This window comes from Geobacillus sp. CX412 (assembly GCF_027942335.1).
GTDB classification, from domain to species: domain Bacteria; phylum Bacillota; class Bacilli; order Bacillales; family Anoxybacillaceae; genus Parageobacillus_B; species Parageobacillus_B toebii.
The window spans coordinates 658,211-678,849 of sequence record NZ_CP103461.1 but is presented as its reverse complement, the minus strand read 5'-3'; the positions used below and the strand labels follow the sequence as shown (position 1 = coordinate 678,849).

Here is a 20,639-nt window from a genome sequence, read left to right as displayed (position 1 = left end):
TTGTCCCCCCTTTTACGAGTTAAATGCTTGTTCTATATATATGGGGACAAACGGTCGTTTAGAATAAAAAAGGATATTTCCACTAAGGAAATATCCTATTCAAGCCGGCGATTTCTTCCCTTTATTTCTACTGGATGTGCCAAATAACGGATCCGCTCCATAATGCGCGCAGCTTTCATCTGCTCTTCTTCCCCGCGCTGCGAATAGGTCAAATGATGCGCTAATTGCTGTAAATCAAAGTTCGACGTAAAAAATGTCGGCAAGTTTTCAAACATCCGATATTGCAAAATAGGACCTAATAAGTCATCGCGCACCCAGCTTGACATTGATTCCGCGCCGATATCATCAAGCATTAAAATCGGCACCTTTTTGACATAATCGAGTTTTTCATTAATCGTTTGGTCTTGCAGCGAGCTTTTTAACTCACGGAAAAATTCCGGCACATACACGATAAGGGACGAAACGTTTTTTTGCGCAAGCGCGTTGGCGATCGCGCCAAGAATATACGTTTTTCCGACGCCGAATGATCCATATAAATAAAGTCCTTTCATCTTTTTTCCCGGCTCATACTCCGAAACAAAACGATCGGCAAGTTCAATCGCCTTCATTCGTCCCTCATCGGTAAGATCAATGTCAGACAGCGAAGCTTGCAAAATTTCACGCGGAACAAACAAACTTTGAATCAGTGATTCCTGCCGTTTTCGTTCATCATATTTTATTTTTGCCGGACAGCGGTCATACTCGACATCAATGACAGTTCCTTTTATAACAAGATGAGGATGATATCCTTTTAAAAAGTTTTTGCATTGATCTAAACTAGGGCATTGTGCGCAGTTTTTGCTTTGCTCCATAAACTCATACAGCTTCATTAAACTGCGGTCTATCATCTCTTTTGTAATTTCCCGCTCGTGTTCACGTAAAAATGCTTGTACTTCTGGGTGTGACAAAATTTGTCGTTTCATTTGTTCATAGCGCTGTTGAAAATCTTTTTTATGAAGCAGTCGATTTAACAGTTGATCCATTCGTTCCATCATTTCCACATCCTATTATTCATTGCGGTATTTTTTTAATCGTTCCTCTAATTCCCGGCGCTTTTCTTCGATATTGATATTTTCCTCTTTGTCTTGATCATCGTTTTGACTATAATCCATATTAAGCCATTCTGGCAACAATTCTTTTCGCACTGCTTTTCTGTTTGTTCTTTTGCTTTTTTCATTTGCCCAGCTTTGATATGTTTTTGCTTCTTGCTTTGCCAGCTCCATTGCCTCTTTGACGGTGCGTACTTTTTTCCGCGCCCAATGACTGGCAATTTTTTCAACATATGCTTTGGATAGTTTCATATTTGTACGCAACATCACATAATAAATTAATACGTTCACAACACCCGGAAGCAATTTCTGTTGAAACATAATGTCCTCAATCAGCTGCAAATCGCTCATCGATGGTTCGGCTCCGCCAGATATTTCTATTAACAATTGGCGGGGGGAAATGGTTTCAAGCTGCTTTATCAACAGTTCCTCTTTCGTTTTTGGTTCGACATTCGTCATCGTACGATACGGAAGCGGCTGCACTCGCGAACTTAAGTTAGGAGGAGAATCTCCGCGTTCAAATTCATACCACTCATGAACGGCTTTCCGCAATGCATCGATATCAATATGGTTAGACGGATCAATCACACTCATGACAATTTTTTGCATGTCAAGCGGTCCAACACCGTATAAAAAGGCTAATTTTTTTATCGCTTCTTTTACCTTTGCCGTAATCGCCCGCTTTGGCACCATATGTTTAGATAAACCGGCAAAAAATAGTTCGAAATCAAATACATCATCGCTAAGTTCGTACGTATTCTCTTTTCTGCTGATATACTCATACCCATCAACAAGCCGCAAATCTTCTTGCGTTTCTTCATTCATATTAGCAACCATTTGTTCCACATGCACAGACGCAAATACATCATGAAACGCGCGAGTAATAGGAGAAAATTTCGTTTGGTCAATGGATGGGGTGGAAAAGAACTGTTTCAGCTCTTGAAACTTATGTTTGCCGATACGGTTATAGAGGAAAACGTTAAGCATTCCATCCATGAAAAATTGCTCTGGTGTAAGCGGCGGCTGCAGCTCATAAATAAACAATTTCGGTTCTTCATTATTGACATACGTCTTTAATAGCCCAATTCCTTCTAATTTTAAACGTTCTTCATAGATTTCTCGCAAACTGCATTGCATAAGCACCATTAAACTATGATGGGTCGTTTCTTTTTCCGAAAGAAGCTCCTGCTCGCACCATAACGTCATATAAAGACTTAATGCCCGATGGCCTATTAGCGGTTGATAAAGGAGAGTGAGCACTTTTCGGTCAAAATCATGCAACACTCCATTGCTCCGTACCGTATAACGGTCAACAGGAATTAATTCTTTCCAATGATGTTCCATTATTCTCGACCTTCCGTATTAAGTTTTAACGATGAAAAAAAGGGCTTATTATCTATTGCGCAAAAAGCCCTTTTTAACGTTGTTCTTTTTTAATTAGCTCTTTTAGTTCTTCAATAAATACATTTAAATCTTTAAATTGGCGATACACGGAAGCAAAACGGACGTAAGCAACCTCGTCCACTTTCGATAAACGTTCCATCACCATTTCACCGATCGTTTCGCTTTTCACTTCCGCTACTCCTTGATTGCGAAGCTCCCTTTCAATGTCCTGCGTAATTTTTTCGAGTTCTTCTAAAGCAACAGGACGCTTTTCACACGCTTTAATTAAACCGCGCAAAATTTTATCACGGCTAAATTCTTCGCGCATTCCTTGTTTTTTCACGACAATCAGCGGCATTTCTTCCACTTTTTCAAATGTTGTAAAGCGATAGTGGCATTGTTCGCATTCCCGTCTGCGCCGAATCGAACGTCCTTCATCCACCGGACGCGAATCAAGGACTCTTGTGCCGTGATGCTGGCATGATGGGCATCTCATATAACCAACTCCGTTTTTATTCTTATCTTTATGATAACGGAACAAATAACAGCGGGCAAGTTGTTTCGCTATGCGTTCATTCCCGACCCAATGTATGGAAGGCGTTGGTCCAATTTTCGATATAAATCAATGATGACCTGCCGACTCCGCCCAAAATCAAATGGCAAAAAGGTTGTTTCCGTTGTGACCGAAAAATCGACCGCTGTCTCTAGCGGGCGAACGGAAATGACAGTAACCACAATGAATACTTTTTTTCCACGGCGAGTTGTCGCGCTGAACTCTCCTCTTTCTTCAGAAACAGATAATAATTCATAATCAGGTGAAGAAGTGAACAATTCTTTTACCGTCTGGATTACAGTATTATTTGTCGCCTTATAGTAACGGCTCCGCAACTGTTCGTCCTCATGATTTTCTCTCGTTTCACAATGATTGGTTAACGCATATTTTAGCTTTTTCCAAACACTCATCATTACTTTCCCCTTATTTTTCTGTTTATAACGCTCCGTAATTACTATTATCATATCATCATTTTTGACTAAGATGTATATTAGACAAGTAAAAAAGAGGCGCGTCTTTCGCACCTCTTTTAATTTCGCTCGTTAATTATAATGCTTGTGCTTTTTTCACTTCAATTGGACGCATGCCACGCGGAAGTTCAATCGTTTCACGCGTTTGTGCTCCAAGTTTATCGGCGATATAATCCGCCGCAATTGTCGGATCTAAGTGTCCACATGTGTAAACATCGATACTTGCATAGCCATGTTCTGGAAACGTATGAATAGTCAAGTGCGATTCAGAAATAATAACAACTCCACTAACACCTTGTGGCGCAAACTTGTGGAATGCGACTTCGCGAATTTCTGCTCCAGATTTCAACGCAGCATCAACAAACGTTTTCTCAATAAATTCGATGTCGTTCAGCTTATCAAAATCGCATCCCCATAATTCTGAGATAACGTGACGACCCATTGTGTCCATTCCATTAATCCCCCTTCAAACAAATTTTCTTAAAAAATAAAGCATGAAACTCTTTTGCAATATGGCATGTATAACTACCACGGGGGAAAGTTAGTCCTAAGAGGTCCTAACCCTTTAAGTAGTCACATTACCGTTGCCTTTAAGAAGTTCACGAGACATAGTATACTTTGTTTACATATTTTTTTCAATATCCTTTTTTGTATTTTTACGTTATTAAGAGAGTATTTTTTGCCATCTACATGTTACTGTTTCCGAACGGAACGCATTTTATAATGATATCAAAGGGTCATTATGATCACGCATGATTTTCCAGCAGGGAAATATGAATCGCCGTGTAAACCGGCATATGATTGACCGTGTTGAAAAAACAGCGGACACTGTTAAACGAATTCCGTGCTTTCCTTCCTGTAGACTGATTCGGGGCGCACCAAAGCTAAAAGCTGGCCGCAATGGCCAGCTTTTTTATTATACGTTTACGCTTAACTTTTCCTTCATTTTATTTGCTATCATATTCGCTAAATCGACGACGCGGCAAGAATAACCCCACTCATTATCGTACCAGGCTAACACCTTGATTTTGCGCCCTTCCATCACCATCGTGGACAATCCATCAATAATCGCTGAGTGTGGATTCGTGTTGAAGTCGATGGAAACAAGCGGTTCCATTGTAAAATCAAGAATTCCTTTTAGCGGACCGTTTGCTGCGCGAATAAACGTCTCGTTTACTTCTTCTACTGTTACCTCTTTTTTCACATCCACGACTAAATCGACTAACGATACGTTTGGCGTCGGAACGCGGAGCGCCATTCCGTGCAATTTTCCTTTTAAGTGAGGCAGTACTAATCCTAACGCTTTTGCCGCACCGGTCGTTGTTGGAATGATCGATTGCCCGCAAGAGCGCGCACGGCGCAAATCTTTATGCGGATTATCAATATTTTTTTGGTCGTTCGTATATGCATGAACGGTCGTCATTAAACCGTTTTCAATTCCAAACGCCTCATCAAGAACTTTCACAACAGGAGCAAGGCAGTTTGTTGTACAAGAGGCGTTGGAAATAATAAAGTGTTGGTCAATGTCAAGCACATGTTCGTTTACGCCAACGACAATCGTTACATCCTCATTTTTCCCAGGTGCTGTTAAAATCACTCGTTTGGCTCCTGCCTCTAGGTGAAGGCTTGCTTTTTCCCGGGAATTAAATTTTCCTGTTGCTTCGATCACAATGTCAATATCCAACTCTTTCCACGGCAACTCTTTCGGATCGCGCGAACTGAGCAGCTTAACTTTTTTACCGTTGACAAGAAGCCCATCTTCTAGTGGGACCACTTCACCATCAAATTTCCCATGATTCGAATCATATTTTATTAAATGCGCTAACGTTTCGGATGGGTAACTCGCATTAATCGCTACGATATCCAGATCCGGGGAATAAATCGCCTTGCGGAATACCATTCTCCCGATTCGTCCGAACCCATTAATCGCCACTTTCGCTTTCATTTATGTTCTCCTCTCATATATATGTTATACTAATTAACCGATTTGTACATAAAAAGTATATCATATTTTTATGATATGTGGAGAAAAAAATCATCAAAATAATAAAAAAAAACGCCCTTTTTTTATAGGGCGTTCCATTCTTTTAAAATTTGCAAAAGTTGTTGTTTGGTTTCTTCAATTGTTCCGTTATTGTTGATGACCGCATCCGCTTTTTTCACCTTTTCATGAAGCGGCATTTGCGATCGAATTCTTGCAAGAGCCTCCTCTTCGGAAAAACCGTTCCGTTTCATCAAGCGCTCAAGCTGGATATCATTATCAACATATACAACAATGATTTTATCAATCAAGTGAGTAAGTTCGCTTTCAAATAAAAGCGGAATATCTAAAACGATCGTTTTTGCCCCTTTTTGAACGTACGCTTCTTTTTCAGCAAGCATACGCCGGCGGACAGCCGGATGCACGATGGCGTTCAGCTTTTTTCGTTCCTGCTCATTATAAAAAACGATCGCTCCTAATTTCGCTCGGTCAATTTCCCCATTTTCCTGCAAAATGTCCTGTCCAAACGTCTTAATAATTTGTTCGTACGCTTCCTCTCCCACTTTGACGACATCGCGAGCAACTTGATCGGCATCAATAACGGGTATGCCAAGACCGCGAATCATCTCCGTTACTGTGCTTTTTCCGCTCGCGATGCCGCCTGTTAATCCGATCGTAAGTGTCATATTTTCCTCTCCCTAAAAGTGCAGAATAATAAATTTGTGTGCGCTTTGCGGGACGTAGGCAAGTCATTGACTTGCCTACGTCAGCCATATCAAGTCGCATTTATATTAATGCTGACAAAATGCACAATAATGAGTCCCCCGGCCGGCAACAACCGTTTTTTGAATCGGCTGCCCGCAGCGTTGGCACGGCTCTCCTTTTCGTCCGTACACAAATAACTGCAGTTGAAACGTTCCTGCTTCTCCATTTGTGTTAACGTATGACCTTACCGTGCTTCCTCCTTTTTCAATCGCTTCTTGTAATATTGTCACCATTTCGCGATGTAAGCGAGCAACTTCCTCGTCAGTTAATGACGATGAGATACGTTCAGGATGGATTCCAGCACGGAATAGTGACTCATCTACATAAATATTGCCGAGCCCAACGACAACCGTTTGGTCAAGAAGTGCCGTTTTGATCGTACGGTTCGTTTTTCGCAACCGCTGTGCAAGAAAATTGGCAGTAAATGTTTCCGAAAACGGTTCAGGACCTAACTGTGACAAAGGCAGCCGCGCATCTTCTTCTCCTTTTCGATAAAGATGCATCGTTCCAAATTTTCTTACGTCGCGATAGCGAAGTTCTGTGCCGTCTATAAATCGAAAAATAATATGCGTATGCGGTTCGATAGGATCTTCCTTTTTACAAACCGCATAACGTCCTTCCATACGCAAATGAGAAATAAGCACATGTTCATCAAGAATAAATTTTAAAAATTTCCCCCGTCTATGAATATCACGAATTGTTTGTCCTTTCATTGTTTCAATAAATTCGGTAACATCTGCCGGATACTTAATGATTTTTGGCCAAAATACTTGGATATCGGCAATGGTTTTACCGGCGGTTAATGGAATAAGAGTGCGACGAATGATTTCGACTTCCGGCAGTTCTGGCATACGTAATCCCTTCCTTTACTTTGCGTCATACCATGTTGGTCCAAAATGATAATCCACTTTAAGCGGTACCCGTAATTGCACCGCATTTTCCATTACTTCCGGAACAATTTGTTGCAATCGTTCTACTTCTTCTTTAGGCGCTTCCAAAATGAGTTCGTCATGCACCTGCAGCAACATTCGTGCTTTCATGTTTTCTTTTTTCAACCGATTCGATAAATCGATCATCGCTTTTTTAATAATATCGGCAGCGCTCCCTTGAATCGGTGTATTCATCGCTGTTCGTTCCGCAAAGCTGCGCAAGTTGAAGTTTCGGCTTGTAATGTCCGGCAAATAGCGGCGACGATGCAAAAGCGTAGTAACATAACCTTTTTGTTTTGCCTCTTGGACGATATCTTTCATATATTGCTTTACCCCTGGAAAAATCTCAAAATATCGTTTAATAAATTCACTTGCTTCCTTCCTAGTAATATTTAAGTTTTGCGACAGCCCATAGTCGCTGATGCCGTAAACAATGCCAAAGTTTACCGCTTTCGCTTGCCGGCGCATGTTTGGCGTCACTTCATCTGCGTTCACATGAAAAATATCCATTGCTGTTTTCGTATGAATATCTAAATCGTGACGAAACGCATCAATTAAATTTTCATCATTTGCAATATGGGCAAGCACACGCAATTCAATTTGCGAATAATCCGCGGAAAAAATCACCCAATCCGGTTCTGATGGAACGAACGCTTGTCGGATTTTTCGCCCTTCTTCTAAACGAATCGGGATGTTTTGCAAATTTGGTTCCGTAGAGCTCAACCGTCCTGTCTGGGTGAGCGCTTGGTTAAAAATCGTATGAACTTTGTTCGTGTCATGATGCACCACTTTTAATAACCCTTCGATATACGTTGATTGCAGTTTTCCTAATTGGCGGTAATGCAAAATTTTCTCGACAATTTCATGTTGTGGCGCAAGTTTTTCGAGCACTTCCGCCGATGTGGAATAGCCTGTTTTCGTTTTTTTCAATACAGGCAGTTGCAGCTTTTCAAACAAAATGACACCTAACTGTTTTGGTGAATTGATGTTGAACTCTTGACCAGCTAATTCGTAAATTTCTTGTTCTATTTCTTTTAGCTGTTCCGTCAATTCTTCGCCCATCTCTTTTAACCGCTTGACATCAATTTTCACACCGGTAAACTCCATCTCCGCAAGAATGGAAGATAGGGGCAATTCCAAATCAGTGAATAAAGAATATTGCTCATTTTCCTGTAAATCACAAATAAAATCTTGCTCTAATGCGCGTATCGCCGCTGCTTTACGCACGAGATGTTCCGCTAAAACTGGCTCATCCGGAATTTTTTGTTTCGCGCCTTTTCCATATACTGCTTCATCGGACTGAACGTCCATATATTGCTTCGTTTTTGCAATAGAAGCGACATCTTCTGTAGATTGGGATGGATTTAACAAATACGAAGCGATTAATAAATCAAATTGAATACCGCGCAACTGTATTCCTTGCCATTTTAAAGAAACGATTGCCCGCTTGCCATCAAAAACGCTTTTTTTCTTTGATTCATCTTCCAGCCATGTTGTAAATAAAGAAGACGACAACGCGGTATCTGTACGAATAAAGAAGTTTCCATGCTCATTGGCGATCGCAAAGCCCAAAATCGGCGCCTTATGATAGTTTGATTCCAACACTTCGACAACGAGGGCCGCCTTATCGGACAAAATGGATTCCGTTACCTCATCGACGATCGTATAATCGATGTCCGATAGCGCAACCTCCGTCTCTTCTTCGCCTTGCGGGGCCGCCATTTTTTCAAGAAGCGAGTTAAAACCAAGTTCTTTAAATAGAGCAATCACTTTATCAACATCATATCCGTTATATTCTATATCATCTAACGAAAGATCGACTGGAGCATCGCGTAAAATGGTTGCCAGCTGTTTGCTCATAAGAGCAAGGTCACGATATTTTGCTAAATTCTCTTTCAATTTATTTCCGCTTACTTGCTCGATGGAATCCAGCAGGTTTTCAATCGTGCCAAACTCTTTTAACAGCTTTAATGCCGTTTTTTCGCCGATTCCCGGCACCCCTGGAATATTGTCCGATTTATCTCCCATCAATCCTTTTAAATCAATAATTTGCTCCGGTGTTAATCCGTATTTCTCTTGCACTGTTTCTGGAGTATAGGATTCCACATCGGTGATACCTTTTTTTGTAATATCTACCGTTACATAATCAGTCGCAAGCTGTGTTAAATCGCGGTCTCCGGAAATAACTTTTACTTCAAATCCTTCCTTTTCCGCTTTTGTGCATAACGTACCAATAATATCGTCCGCTTCATAATTTTCCAACTCATAGAAACGAATTCGGTACGCATCAAGCAGCTCCCGTAATAGTGGAAACTGTTCGGATAATTCCGGAGGCGTTTGCTGCCGTCCTCCTTTATATTCTTCAAACGTCTTGTGGCGAAATGTCGTTTTTCCCGCATCAAAGGCAACGAGCATATGTGTCGGCTTTTCTTCTTCTAAGATTTTCATTAACATCATCGTAAATCCATACACCGCATTCGTATGAATCCCTTTATCGTTATGTAAAAGCGGCAGCGCAAAAAAAGCGCGGTACGCAATGCTATTTCCATCAATGAGTACGAGTTTCTTCTTCAAAACATTCCCTCCTCCAACACTCTTGTTCTTATTGTAACATGATTTGCTTTGTAAATAAAAAAGACGAGAACATTTTTTCGTCCTCATCTTTCCACTAATCGAACTGCATTTGTTTCGGAAAATGCACCGTAAATGTCGTTCCTTTTCCGACCGTGCTTTTTACCGTAATATGACCGTGATGTGCTTCCACTAAATGTTTTACAATGGCCAGCCCCAAACCAGTCCCGCCGGAGTTGCGGCCTCTTGCCTTATCCACACGGTAAAACCGCTCAAAAATGCGTGGGATCTCCTGTTCATCAATGCCGATCCCTGTATCTTTTACGTGAACAAGAATTTCTTTTTCTTTTTCCTCTATCATTAATTCCACTTTTCCGCCTTTCGGTGTATACGTTAAAGCATTTGTAATTAAATTAATAAATATTTGCTTAATGCGGTTCGCATCTCCTTCCATATATACCGATTTTGGCGCATGCAAATAAAAATCAATCCCTTTTTCTTCGGCCTTTTGTTGAAACATGACGGCAATTTCACGCAAAAGATCCGCAAGATCCACCGTTTCCAAATGAAGTCGAAATCCTTGCTGCTCTATTTTCGACAAATCGAGCAAATCTTGCACTAACGTTTGCAATCGTTCGCTTTCTTTCAAAATAATCGACAAAAAATACTCCAGCGTTTGTTCATCTTTCATCGCGCCATCAAGCAATGTCTCAGCAAACCCTTTAATCGACGTAATCGGTGTTTTTAATTCATGGGATACGTTCGCAACAAAATCTTTGCGCATTTGTTCTAGTTTTTTCAGTTCAGTAATATCATGGAAAACAAGAACAATCCCTTTCCATTCATCATTCGTTCCAATAATTGGGGCACCGTATACTTCAAAATGCTTTCGATCGATCCCTATCGTCAGCAACAGCTGTTTGCGAATTTTTGTTTCTTTCATAAAAATTTCATTTACAAGTTGAACAATTTCTTTATGGGCAAACGCTTCTGTATACGGCCGGTATAAATAATCAACCGGATGAATATGGAAACTCTCTTTAAAGGCGCGGTTAATTAAATTGATATATCCCCGGCTATCGATCAAAATGAGCCCAATTCCAACGTTTTCAATCAGTGTATGCAAACGGTCTGTTTCCATTTCCCGCGCCTTGCTTATCTCTTGCAAATTGCGGGCAAGCCGGTTAATAGAATGGACGAGCATTCCTGTTTCATTATTTTTTACATGCGGAACTCTCGCTTTATAATTCCCTTTTGCCAATTCAAATGCCACTTTTGTTGCTGCTTCGATCGGTTTCATATATTGATCAGCTATTTTTAGCCCTAACAAAATAATGACAATAAGTGCTGTACCTAAACTGCTAATTAATACCCCCCAAATTTGCTGAGTCACTTTTTTTAACGAATTGGTCGGGGAGCTTAAAATGACATATCCCGCGTTTTTCCCGTTTTTTGTAAAAGGAACGATATAGTAATAGACATCATCTGTTTTTTCAATAACGGAAAATTGATTTAATTGGTTTCTCCGCAAAATATTGCGAATGATCTGTTCATGGTCTTCATCGCTAATATGAGCAACATGTCCTGTATCAAACAACGTTTTTTCATGGTTATCTAATATGGTAATACGTGACGATAACGCTTCGCTCATCTCTTGTAAATCTTGGCGAATTCGATCAAGTGATTCATTTTTTAATAAAATGGCAACTGCTTTTGCTTCCTTTTCCATTCGTATATTCATAGTTTCCACATAAAAGTCTTTAAACAACTGCCCAAGCAATATACCGAGACAAATCAATACCGTGACAATTAATGTCACAAGCCCAAACAATAGACGCGATCGGAAGCTAGTCATTCCGTTTTGGCCCCTCTAGTTTATATCCAAGCCCTCTTATTGTTTTAATATATATAGGTTTTTTTGTATCTTGTTCAATTTTTTCACGCAAATGGCTGATGTGAACATCGACAATACGAGTATCCCCAGCAAAATCATAGTTCCATACCGAACTTAGCAGTTGATCCCTCGTTAATACTCGACCTTTATGTTTTGCTAAATAAACAAGCAGTTCAAATTCTTTTGGAGTCAGCTCAAGACGCTCCCCACGAAAATATGCCTCATAGCTGTCAGGAAGAATCTTTAAATCTCCGATGACTATTTCTTTTGTTTCCATTTCTCCATTAGAAAGCTGCGTGCGCCGCAAAATCGCTTTTACTCTCGCTACTACTTCACGCGGACTAAACGGCTTTGTCATATAATCATCAGCGCCGAGTTCAAGCCCAAGCACTTTATCAAATTCATCATCTTTCGCCGTTAACATTAAAATCGGTGTCATCACTTTTTGCTGGCGCAATTGTTTACATACTTCCACCCCATCGAGCTTTGGCAGCATCAAATCAAGAATAATAAATGCTGGCTGTTCGAAATCTACCTTTTCTATTGCTTCCTCGCCGTCATTTGCGGTCACAACCGTAAAACCCGCTTGTTCCAAATTGTATGTTAAAAGTGTGACAATCGATTGCTCATCATCAACGACTAATACTTTTTTACACATATACGCCCCACCACATCAATAATATTATTCGTTTTTATCATACCATAAACATGCAAAAAACCGCCTCAAATAAGGCGGTTTTTTCATTTAAAAATTTTCTAATGCCCAGCTATCCAATGTTGGCAGTGCATACGGCGGACAGACGGATAAAGTACCTTCTAACACTTTTTCTGATTCTTGACGTATCGCTTCGACAGCAATCGCAATATGATGGCATTCTTCATCTACTTCCGTCACTTCAAACAAAAATTGCAATTGTTCATAATGGTAAACCGGCTTCAGAAAATGAATTTCCTGCTTTGTAATATGGCTTCCCGGTCCCGGCAAATATTTCGAAATAGCCGATGTGATCATACCTGTCAGCATCACCGCTGGAACAATCGGCTTTTTAAACGGTGTCTGTGAAGCGTAATCGTGTTGAATGTATAACGGATTTGCATCATCTGTTAATCCAAGATAAAGCAATAAATCTTTATCTTCCATTTTGGCGTTAATTACTAATTTTTCCCCGACCGTGATTTCTGATATATTTCTCCCTAGTTTTCGTTTTCTCAGCACTTAAAACACCCTTTGTTTAGAAAGCGCTTTCAATAAATATGTGGCAAAAATTCGGGGGATTCCCGAATTTTTGCCTTTGCCATTATTCTAATACTCTCATCACGTTTTTGACAGATTCGACGGATTTGGCAAGCGCCGCTTTTTCTTCTTCAGTAAGCTCTAGTTCGATGACTTTTTCAATGCCGTTTCCGCCTAAAATCGTCGGCACACCCAAGTAAATGCCTTCGTAACCGTATTCGCCTTCAAGATAAGCGATTGCTGGAAGAATGCGGCGTTGATCTTTAATAATCGCTTCCACCATTTCTGCAAGCGATGCAGCAGGAGCGTAATAAGCACTTCCATTGCCCAATAAGTTCACGATTTCACCGCCGCCTTTGCGAGTGCGTTCCACAATCGCGTCTAGGCGGTCTTTCGGAATTAATTTTTCGAGCGGAATGCCGCCAGCATAGGAGTAACGAACGAGCGGCACCATGTCATCACCATGTCCTCCTAATACAAAACCAGTAACGTCTTTCACAGAAATATTCAACTCTTGTGCAACAAACGTGCGAAAACGAGCTGTGTCTAATACGCCAGATTGACCGATTACCCGGTTTTTCGGAAATCCAGATTCTTTAAATACCGTATATGTCATCGCATCAACAGGGTTCGTCAATACGATAATATAGCAATTCGGCGAATATTTGACGACTTCTTTTGTTACTTGTTTCATAATTTTTTGGTTTGTTGTAACAAGATCGTCGCGGCTCATGCCTGGTTTGCGCGCGATCCCTGCTGTAATAACAACAATATCGGAATCGGCAGTATCCGCATAATCGGAAGTGCCGATAATATTTGCATCAAAACCTAGCACTGGACTTGATTCCAACATGTCCAACGCTTTTCCTTTTGTCGGATTTTCTAATTGTGGAATATCGACAAGAACGACGTCTCCTAGTTCTTTTTGCGCCAAAATAAATGCGGTGGTTGCTCCGGTAAATCCCGCACCGATCACTGAGATTTTTTTGCGTTTCATTGTCATTTTTCCCCATCCTCTCCCAGTTTTATTCCATATTCCGGATGAGTGCGTCAGCGAATTCTGAACATTTTACTTCCGTAGCGCCCTCCATGAGACGAGCAAAATCGTATGTAACGATTTTTGCGGCAATCGTTTTTTCCATTGCTTTGACAATGAGTTTTGCCGCTTCGTTCCAGCCGAGATGCTCAAACATCATCACACCAGATAAAATGACCGATGATGGGTTCACTTTATCCAATCCTGCATATTTCGGAGCCGTTCCGTGAGTAGCTTCAAAAATGGCATGCCCTGTTTCGTAGTTAATGTTTGCTCCCGGAGCGATACCAATGCCGCCAACTTGTGCTGCTAACGCGTCAGAAATATAGTCGCCGTTTAAGTTCATCGTTGCAACCACATCAAATTCGCGCGGACGCGTTAAAATTTGTTGTAAGAAAATATCGGCAATGACGTCTTTGATAATAATTTTTCCGGCTTCTTCTGCTTCCGCCAGCGCCTTGTTCGCTGCTTCTTTTCCTTCTGTTTCGACAATGCGGTCATATTGCGCCCACGTAAATACTTTGTCGCTGAATTCTTCTTCTGCTAATTCATAGCCCCAATTTTTAAACGCGCCTTCCGTAAATTTCATAATATTTCCTTTATGAACAAGCGTAACCGATTTTCGTCCGTGTTCAATCGCATAGTTGATTGCGGCGCGCACTAACCGTTTCGTTCCTTGTTCGGAAATTGGCTTAATGCCGATACCAGAAGTTTCTGGGAAGCGGATTTTGCGAACGCCCATTTCATTTTGCAAGAAATCAATCACTTTTTTCACTTCTGGTGTCCCTTTGGCATACTCAATTCCAGCATAAATATCTTCCGTGTTTTCACGGAAAATGACCATATCTGTATCTTCTGGACGTTTTACCGGAGAAGGAACACCTTTAAAATAGCGGACAGGACGCAAGCAAACGAATAAATCCAACTCTTGACGAAGCGCTACGTTCAATGAACGAATTCCTCCGCCGACTGGAGTCGTCAACGGTCCTTTAATCGCGATTATGTATTCCCGAATAGTATCAATGGTTTCTTGTGGAAGCCACTCGCCGGTTTGTTTGTACGCTTTTTCCCCTGCGAGAACTTCTTTCCAAACGATTTTCTTTTCCCCTTTATACGCCTTTTCTACTGCTGCTTCCAACACACGAGATGCGGCAGCCCAAATGTCTGGACCTGTCCCATCCCCTTCAATAAATGGAATAATTGGATTGTTTGGTACATTTAACACACCATTTGTTACAGTAATTTTTTCACCTTGCGCCACCATAACAACCTCCAAATATATTTTGTTAAAGGTGAGAATAATTATATCTTCTCACCTTTTATAAACTATAAACATAATCAGCCGCGTTGTTCAATCGGCACATATGCCCTTTTTGCCGGACCTGTGTATTCCGCGCGCGGACGAATGAGACGATTGTTATCGTATTGTTCTAAAATATGGGCAAGCCATCCAGACATACGGCTTACTGCAAAAATCGGCGTAAATAAGTCATGATCAATTCCTAAGCAGTGATAAACAGATGCCGAGTAAAAATCAACGTTTGGTGGCAGTGATTTTTCGGAAGTAACAATTTCTTCAATTCTCGCTGACATTTCATACCAATGTGGTTCACCAACAAGCTTCGTTAATTTTTCCGACATCTTTTTCAAATGTTTCGCACGCGGATCGCCCTTTCGGTAAACGCGATGGCCAAAGCCCATGATTTTTTCTTTATTTTCTAACTTTTTGTAGATATATGATTCTACATTATCAATCGTTCCAATTTCTTTTAACATTTTCATAACTGCTTCATTTGCGCCGCCGTGAAGCGGTCCTTTCAACGCTCCAATCGCCGCTGTCACACCAGAGTAAACATCTGATAATGTCGCTACGCAAACACGCGCAGTAAATGTCGATGCGTTTAATTCATGATCCGCATGTAAAACAAGCGCTTTGTTAAACGCTTCAACAGCCGTTTCATTTGGTTCTTTGCCTGTCAACATGTAAAGGAAGTTAGCTGCAAATCCTAAATCTTTTCTTGGCTCGACAGGCTCCAACCCTTTGCGGACGCGGGCGAATGCTGTAACAACTGTAGGAATTTTTGCTTGCAAACGAATCGCTTTGCGATAGTTTGCTTCTTTTGTCATTACATCCGCTTCTTCGTCGTATAGCCCTAACATAGAAATCGCTGTCCGCAATGCTGCCATCGGATGAACTTTGTCGATTGGATACTGTTTAAAATGTTCAATAATTTCTTTCGGAATTGCCGCATTTTCCGCCAATTGCTGTTTTAGCTCTTCCAACTGTTGTCTCGTCGGAAGTTCACGATGCCAAAGCAAATAAATAACCTCTTCGAACAAAGCGTTTTCTGCCAAATCATCGATGTTGTAGCCTACGTATGTTAGCGTGTCATCAATAATCGAGCTAATGCTTGACGTGGTTGCCACAACCCCTTCTAGACCGCGTGTAACTGTCATCGTGATCTCTCCTTTTCTTTAAAATTCCCCTTCTCTCAATTGCAATTTATACGATATGAGAGCGAGCGCTTGCTCGAAATAAAAGTAAAAAAAGTTTAATGTAGAAAGTGCTTACATTTTATAATATATTCCCTGTTGTCCGCCGCCTTTTGCTAGAATAAAAAGCGGCAGCGGGGATGTCGCTAAATAGGCTTACGTCTATATTATAAACAATTATCTGACTTTTGTGAATCCAAAACCTCTTATTCTTTAAATATTATTACAAAAAAATAAATTCGGTTTAAATAACTATTTAAAAATATTCTATCACTTTCATCACCATATAAGCAATCCCCGCACCGATTAGTGGACCGACAGCAACGCCATGAAAAAGCGACACTGCAATAATCGTCCCAAATACGAGAGCAGCCGTCATATGCGGGTCCGTTGCCAATAATGTGACTCCACCTTTCGCGACTAATGCGACAAAGATTCCTGATAATAGCGCGATCCAAGCCGAAAGCGACTGCAGTGATGCGATTAATTGTCTAAAACCAATCTCTCCCGTAGCAATCGGCGCCAATACAGCAATCGTGATCACCGTAACTCCCCAATGAATTCCTTTTTCATGGACGATAGGCAGCCACTTTTCTCCCATCCCGACCATTTTAATAATTAATAAAATAGCAACCGCAATCATTAATGATTGGTTTTTGGCAATAAATCCGATAATAAATAAAATAAGTAAAAACAATATTGGTTCGCTCACTAACTCTCTTCCTTTCTTTAATTAAAATATTCAGAGCGTGAAACCTTCTTCTTTGCGTATACGTAATGAAATCTGTATTATATAACTATGGAAAATTTATGGAGGTGAAACATTGTCCCGCCATCACTTATATAGCTTTCTTCGCTTTTTGTTTGTGATCGCTGTAGTTATATTCGGATCAATGGCTCTTTATTATGTATCCACCGTTACATATCCATTTATTATTGCGTTTTTTATTGCTTTCTTGATCAATCCGTTAGTCGATTTTCTAGAAACAAAAACGAAAATGCCAAGATGGCTGGCAGTGATTGTAACATTAATTGTACTATTCGCAATCGTTGCCGGTCTTGTTACTTTACTGATTGCGGAAATTGTTTCAGGTACACAATACTTGGCAAATGTTGTACCAGAGAATTTCCAAAAATTAATTACGTATATGGAAACATTAGTTGCCCAACAAATCATTCCTCTTTATAATGATTTAGCTGTTTTATTTAAAAATTTAGATGCTAGCCAGCAAGATACGATTATAAATAATATCCAAGCGGTAGGTACACAAATAGCAACAACGGTCGGGCAATTTATTCAACATGTGCTTCAGAACATTCCACTGCTGCTCGCTTGGCTTCCAAACGCTGCTACCGTCTTTATTTTTTCACTATTAGCTACATTCTTCATTAGCAAAGATTGGTATCGGCTTACTGGAATCGCCCAAAAAATTTTGCCAGCAAAAGCACGCAAGAGTGGAAAAACAGTATTTCTCGATTTAAAGAAAGCATTATTTGGTTTTATTAAAGCTCAAGCTACGCTTATTTCGATTACAACGGTAATCGTTTTGATTGGATTGTTAATTCTTCGTGTCAATTATGCGATTACCATTGCGCTTATTATTGGGATTGTAGATATTTTGCCGTACTTAGGAACGGGAATTGTCTTTGTTCCTTGGATTATTTATGCGGCGGTAAGCGGTGATGTACCGTTTGCCATCGGGTTGGGCGTACTTTATATTGTCGTCCTCGTTCAACGACAAATCATGGAGCCAAAAGTATTATCGTCATCAATCGGACTTGACCCGCTTGCTACATTAGTAGCATTATTTGTCGGATTTAAATTAATCGGGTTTCTAGGATTAATTATTGGACCTGTTACACTTGTCATTATCCGTACGTTGCACAGCGCCAACGTATTTCGTGATATTTGGAATTTTATTATCGGAAAGCCAACAACATAAACACAATCAAAGAGAAAGAGCCTTTCAACACACGGAAAGGCTCTTTTTTCATCTATAAATGCGAAAAAACATTTTTGTATCAAACAATGATTTTAACCAACGGGCGATATACGGCTTAATCATGGACCGGGTAGCAGGAAGAAGAAGAAAGACCCCAGCGATATCACTAAAAAAGCCTGGTGTTATGAGAAGTACTCCACCGATGAGCACACAAATGCCATCGAGTATCGCTCCGCTTGGAAGACGTCCATAGAAAAACTCCCGTTTGGCTTCTTCAACAACGGCTAGCCCTTGTTGTTTTGCAAGCCACACTCCTATCATTCCAGTCAGCATGATCAATGCGACCGTTGACCAAATGCCAATAAGTTTGCCGGAAAGAATAAACAGCCCGATTTCCAAGGCAGGAATAACGATAAACATTCCGATAAACCATTTCATTTCTTTCTTCTTCCTTTCAGAAAAAAGAATAAAAACAGAGAAAATTTCTTCTCTGTTTTTATTATACCTTACAGCACGCTTGCATGTCCTTGATAAACAGCTCCAAATCCAGCATCAACTGTAATTTCCTGCCCATCTTTTAAAATCGATGTAGCATTTTCTACACCGACAATAACAGGAATGCCGAGACTTAAACCAACGACTGCAGCGTGGCTTGTTAATCCGCCTTCCTCGGTAATAATCGCTGCCGCTTTTTCCAATGCTTCCATCATATCCGCATCTGTGCTACATGTTACTAAAATTCCGCCTTCTACCATTTTATTGATTGCTTCCTCTGCCGTTTTCGCAATAATCGCCTTTCCAAAAGCAGACTTACGACCGATTCCTTGCCCTTTTGCGATAATGTCACCGATGACATGCACTTTCATTAAGTTCGTCGACCCCGTTTCTCCTACTGGAACTCCCGCGGTAATGACGACTAAATCACCGTGTTTTACTACTCCTGATTTTACCGCAGCTTCCACGGCAATATCAAGCATTTCATCGGTTGTGTTCGCTTGTGGAGCTACTTGCGAATATACCCCCCATACGAGCGCCAATTTCCGCGATACAGATTCACTGGCAGTAACAGCAACGATTGGCGCTTTTGGACGATATTTTGACACCATATATGCCGTTCTTCCACTTACTGTTGGCGTTACGATTGCCGCCACGTCTAAATTTAAAGCCGTATGCGCAACAGACTGCCCAATTGCATCTGTGATTGTCGTCGCGCTTTCTTTTGTCCGCTGTGCTAATATTTCCCGGTATTGCAACGCTTGTTCGATACGCAGCGCAATTTGATGCATGGTTTTTACTGCTTCTACTGGATAGTGCCCTGCCGCTGTTTCTCCAGATAACATCACCGCATCTGTCCCATCAAAGATCGCATTCGCGACATCGCTTGCCTCGGCCCGCGTCGGTCTCGGATTTCGCTGCATCGAATCTAACATTTGTGTGGCTGTAATAACCGGTTTACCAAGCATATTGCATTTTTTAATAAGCGCTTTTTGGATAAGCGGCACTTCTTCGGCTGGAATTTCCACCCCAAGATCGCCGCGCGCCACCATTAGTCCATCTGTAACCTCTAAAATATCATCAATATTATCCACGCCTTCTTGATTTTCGATTTTCGCAATGATTTGAATATGAAGCGCGTTGTTTGCCTCAAGCAATTCACGGATTTCTAATACATCGGAAGCGCGCCGCACAAAGGAAGCAGCAATAAAATCAACACCTTGCTCAATACCGAATAAAATATCTTGGCGATCTTTGTCCGTAATACCTGGCAAATTGACGCGGATACCAGGCACATTGACTCCTTTTTTGTTTTTCAATACACCGCCATTCAATACTTTCGTCACGATTTCGCGCGCTTGTTTATCGACTGAAATCACTTCTAATCCGATTAGACCATCATCGAGGAGAATTTTTGCACCAGAAGTGACGTCATCGACCAGTCCTTCATACGTAACTGAAATTTTTTCCGGTGTTCCAAGCACTTCCTCCATCGAAATAATCAGCTGTTCTCCTTCTTTTAGCTCAATTGCCCCGTTTTCCATATTATGCGTACGGATTTCCGGTCCTTTTGTATCTAATAAAATCGCTACCGTTTTTCCCGTTCGTTTTGCCGCTTCCCGAATGTTTTGAATGCGACGCCCGTGCTCAGCATGGTCACCGTGAGAAAAATTTAAGCGCGCTACATTCATCCCGGCATGGATCAATTCTACAAGCTTGTCCACACTTTCGCTTGCAGGACCGATCGTACAGACGATTTTTGTTTTCCGCATCATCATTTCTTCTTCCTTTCCACAGGAAATAT

19 protein-coding genes are annotated in these 20,639 nt (G+C 40.9%); 1 reads left to right on the top strand and 18 read right to left on the bottom strand.

The features are described 5' to 3' along the window. Positions 1-95: 95 nt before the first annotated feature. The 16 genes from dnaI to NXM86_RS03420 all read right to left on the bottom strand — a co-directional run bounded on the left by dnaI (position 96) and on the right by NXM86_RS03420 (position 17,109). Positions 96-1,031 (bottom strand): primosomal protein DnaI, encoded by a 936-nt coding sequence (dnaI, locus tag NXM86_RS03495; protein ID WP_041269723.1) that lies wholly within the window; start codon positions 1,029-1,031, stop codon positions 96-98. 15 nt (positions 1,032-1,046) lie between these two features. Then, positions 1,047-2,432 (bottom strand): replication initiation and membrane attachment family protein, encoded by a 1,386-nt coding sequence (locus tag NXM86_RS03490; protein ID WP_062679220.1) that lies wholly within the window; start codon positions 2,430-2,432, stop codon positions 1,047-1,049. A 73-nt stretch (positions 2,433-2,505) separates the two neighbouring features. After that, complete coding sequence (nrdR, locus tag NXM86_RS03485) at positions 2,506-2,967, bottom strand: transcriptional regulator NrdR (RefSeq protein WP_015864769.1); 462 nt, start codon at positions 2,965-2,967, stop codon at positions 2,506-2,508. 68 nt (positions 2,968-3,035) lie between these two features. Next, complete coding sequence (locus NXM86_RS03480; protein ID WP_062679221.1) at positions 3,036-3,434, bottom strand: hypothetical protein; 399 nt, start codon at positions 3,432-3,434, stop codon at positions 3,036-3,038. A gap of 136 nt (positions 3,435-3,570) precedes the next feature. Continuing rightward, entirely contained in the window at positions 3,571-3,945 is a 375-nt protein-coding gene (gene speD / locus NXM86_RS03475; protein ID WP_003248680.1) for an adenosylmethionine decarboxylase, read from the bottom strand. A 465-nt stretch (positions 3,946-4,410) separates the two neighbouring features. After that, positions 4,411-5,439, bottom strand: a complete 1,029-nt coding sequence (locus tag NXM86_RS03470; protein ID WP_015864771.1) for a glyceraldehyde-3-phosphate dehydrogenase — start codon at positions 5,437-5,439, stop codon at positions 4,411-4,413. A gap of 122 nt (positions 5,440-5,561) precedes the next feature. Further along, complete coding sequence (coaE, locus tag NXM86_RS03465) at positions 5,562-6,161, bottom strand: dephospho-CoA kinase (protein ID WP_062753170.1); 600 nt, start codon at positions 6,159-6,161, stop codon at positions 5,562-5,564. Positions 6,162-6,266: 105 nt separating this feature from the next. After that, complete coding sequence (mutM, locus tag NXM86_RS03460) at positions 6,267-7,091, bottom strand: DNA-formamidopyrimidine glycosylase (protein WP_089098009.1); 825 nt, start codon at positions 7,089-7,091, stop codon at positions 6,267-6,269. 15 nt (positions 7,092-7,106) lie between these two features. After that, a complete protein-coding gene (gene polA / locus NXM86_RS03455; protein ID WP_081188837.1) occupies positions 7,107-9,743 on the bottom strand; it encodes a DNA polymerase I in 2,637 nt (878 codons plus the stop codon). Positions 9,744-9,837: 94 nt separating this feature from the next. Beyond that, positions 9,838-11,595, bottom strand: a complete 1,758-nt coding sequence (gene pnpS, locus NXM86_RS03450) for a two-component system histidine kinase PnpS (RefSeq protein WP_171699279.1) — start codon at positions 11,593-11,595, stop codon at positions 9,838-9,840. Then, the gene (locus NXM86_RS03445; RefSeq protein ID WP_171699278.1) at positions 11,588-12,292 is read right to left on the bottom strand and encodes a response regulator transcription factor; all 705 of its coding nucleotides are present in this window, start codon (positions 12,290-12,292) and stop codon (positions 11,588-11,590) included. Before NXM86_RS03445 ends, pnpS begins: the two co-directional genes overlap by 8 nt. An 87-nt stretch (positions 12,293-12,379) precedes the next feature. Next, a complete protein-coding gene (locus tag NXM86_RS03440) occupies positions 12,380-12,850 on the bottom strand; it encodes a MaoC/PaaZ C-terminal domain-containing protein (RefSeq protein ID WP_205424507.1) in 471 nt (156 codons plus the stop codon). 82 nt (positions 12,851-12,932) lie between these two features. Next, entirely contained in the window at positions 12,933-13,871 is a 939-nt protein-coding gene (gene mdh / locus NXM86_RS03435; protein WP_015864778.1) for a malate dehydrogenase, read from the bottom strand. A 22-nt stretch (positions 13,872-13,893) separates the two neighbouring features. Next, positions 13,894-15,168, bottom strand: a complete 1,275-nt coding sequence (gene icd, locus NXM86_RS03430; RefSeq protein ID WP_171699276.1) for an NADP-dependent isocitrate dehydrogenase — start codon at positions 15,166-15,168, stop codon at positions 13,894-13,896. A gap of 74 nt (positions 15,169-15,242) precedes the next feature. Further along, a complete protein-coding gene (gene citZ, locus NXM86_RS03425; RefSeq protein WP_062679226.1) occupies positions 15,243-16,361 on the bottom strand; it encodes a citrate synthase in 1,119 nt (372 codons plus the stop codon). A 292-nt stretch (positions 16,362-16,653) separates the two neighbouring features. Further along, positions 16,654-17,109, bottom strand: a complete 456-nt coding sequence (locus NXM86_RS03420) for a DUF441 domain-containing protein (protein WP_062679227.1) — start codon at positions 17,107-17,109, stop codon at positions 16,654-16,656. Between the two features lie 112 nt (positions 17,110-17,221). Between NXM86_RS03420 and ytvI the strand changes: the two genes are divergently transcribed. Beyond that, a complete protein-coding gene (gene ytvI / locus NXM86_RS03415) occupies positions 17,222-18,340 on the top strand; it encodes a sporulation integral membrane protein YtvI (RefSeq protein ID WP_062754959.1) in 1,119 nt (372 codons plus the stop codon). Positions 18,341-18,388: 48 nt separating this feature from the next. On the opposite strand, the gene NXM86_RS03410 is transcribed toward ytvI, so the two are convergent. Then, positions 18,389-18,778 (bottom strand): FxsA family protein, encoded by a 390-nt coding sequence (locus tag NXM86_RS03410; protein WP_015864784.1) that lies wholly within the window; start codon positions 18,776-18,778, stop codon positions 18,389-18,391. Positions 18,779-18,846: 68 nt separating this feature from the next. Continuing rightward, the gene (gene pyk / locus NXM86_RS03405) at positions 18,847-20,610 is read right to left on the bottom strand and encodes a pyruvate kinase (protein WP_062754960.1); all 1,764 of its coding nucleotides are present in this window, start codon (positions 20,608-20,610) and stop codon (positions 18,847-18,849) included. Positions 20,611-20,639: the final 29 nt, after the last annotated feature.

Coding starts and splice junctions, on each gene's coding strand:
- citZ (WP_062679226.1), bottom strand. CDS start 16,361: ATGACAGTTACACGCGGTCTAGAAGGGGTTGTGGCAACCACGTCAAGC.
- nrdR (WP_015864769.1), bottom strand. CDS start 2,967: ATGAGATGCCCATCATGCCAGCATCACGGCACAAGAGTCCTTGATTCG.
- speD (WP_003248680.1), bottom strand. CDS start 3,945: ATGGACACAATGGGTCGTCACGTTATCTCAGAATTATGGGGATGCGAT.
- NXM86_RS03410 (WP_015864784.1), bottom strand. CDS start 18,778: ATGAAATGGTTTATCGGAATGTTTATCGTTATTCCTGCCTTGGAAATC.
- pyk (WP_062754960.1), bottom strand. CDS start 20,610: ATGATGCGGAAAACAAAAATCGTCTGTACGATCGGTCCTGCAAGCGAA.
- NXM86_RS03480 (WP_062679221.1), bottom strand. CDS start 3,434: ATGAGTGTTTGGAAAAAGCTAAAATATGCGTTAACCAATCATTGTGAA.
- NXM86_RS03470 (WP_015864771.1), bottom strand. CDS start 5,439: ATGAAAGCGAAAGTGGCGATTAATGGGTTCGGACGAATCGGGAGAATG.
- icd (WP_171699276.1), bottom strand. CDS start 15,168: ATGGTGGCGCAAGGTGAAAAAATTACTGTAACAAATGGTGTGTTAAAT.
- NXM86_RS03445 (WP_171699278.1), bottom strand. CDS start 12,292: ATGTGTAAAAAAGTATTAGTCGTTGATGATGAGCAATCGATTGTCACA.
- NXM86_RS03490 (WP_062679220.1), bottom strand. CDS start 2,432: ATGGAACATCATTGGAAAGAATTAATTCCTGTTGACCGTTATACGGTA.
- coaE (WP_062753170.1), bottom strand. CDS start 6,161: ATGACACTTACGATCGGATTAACAGGCGGCATCGCGAGCGGAAAAAGC.
- pnpS (WP_171699279.1), bottom strand. CDS start 11,595: ATGACTAGCTTCCGATCGCGTCTATTGTTTGGGCTTGTGACATTAATT.
- mutM (WP_089098009.1), bottom strand. CDS start 7,091: ATGCCAGAACTGCCGGAAGTCGAAATCATTCGTCGCACTCTTATTCCA.
- mdh (WP_015864778.1), bottom strand. CDS start 13,871: ATGACAATGAAACGCAAAAAAATCTCAGTGATCGGTGCGGGATTTACC.
- dnaI (WP_041269723.1), bottom strand. CDS start 1,031: ATGGAACGAATGGATCAACTGTTAAATCGACTGCTTCATAAAAAAGAT.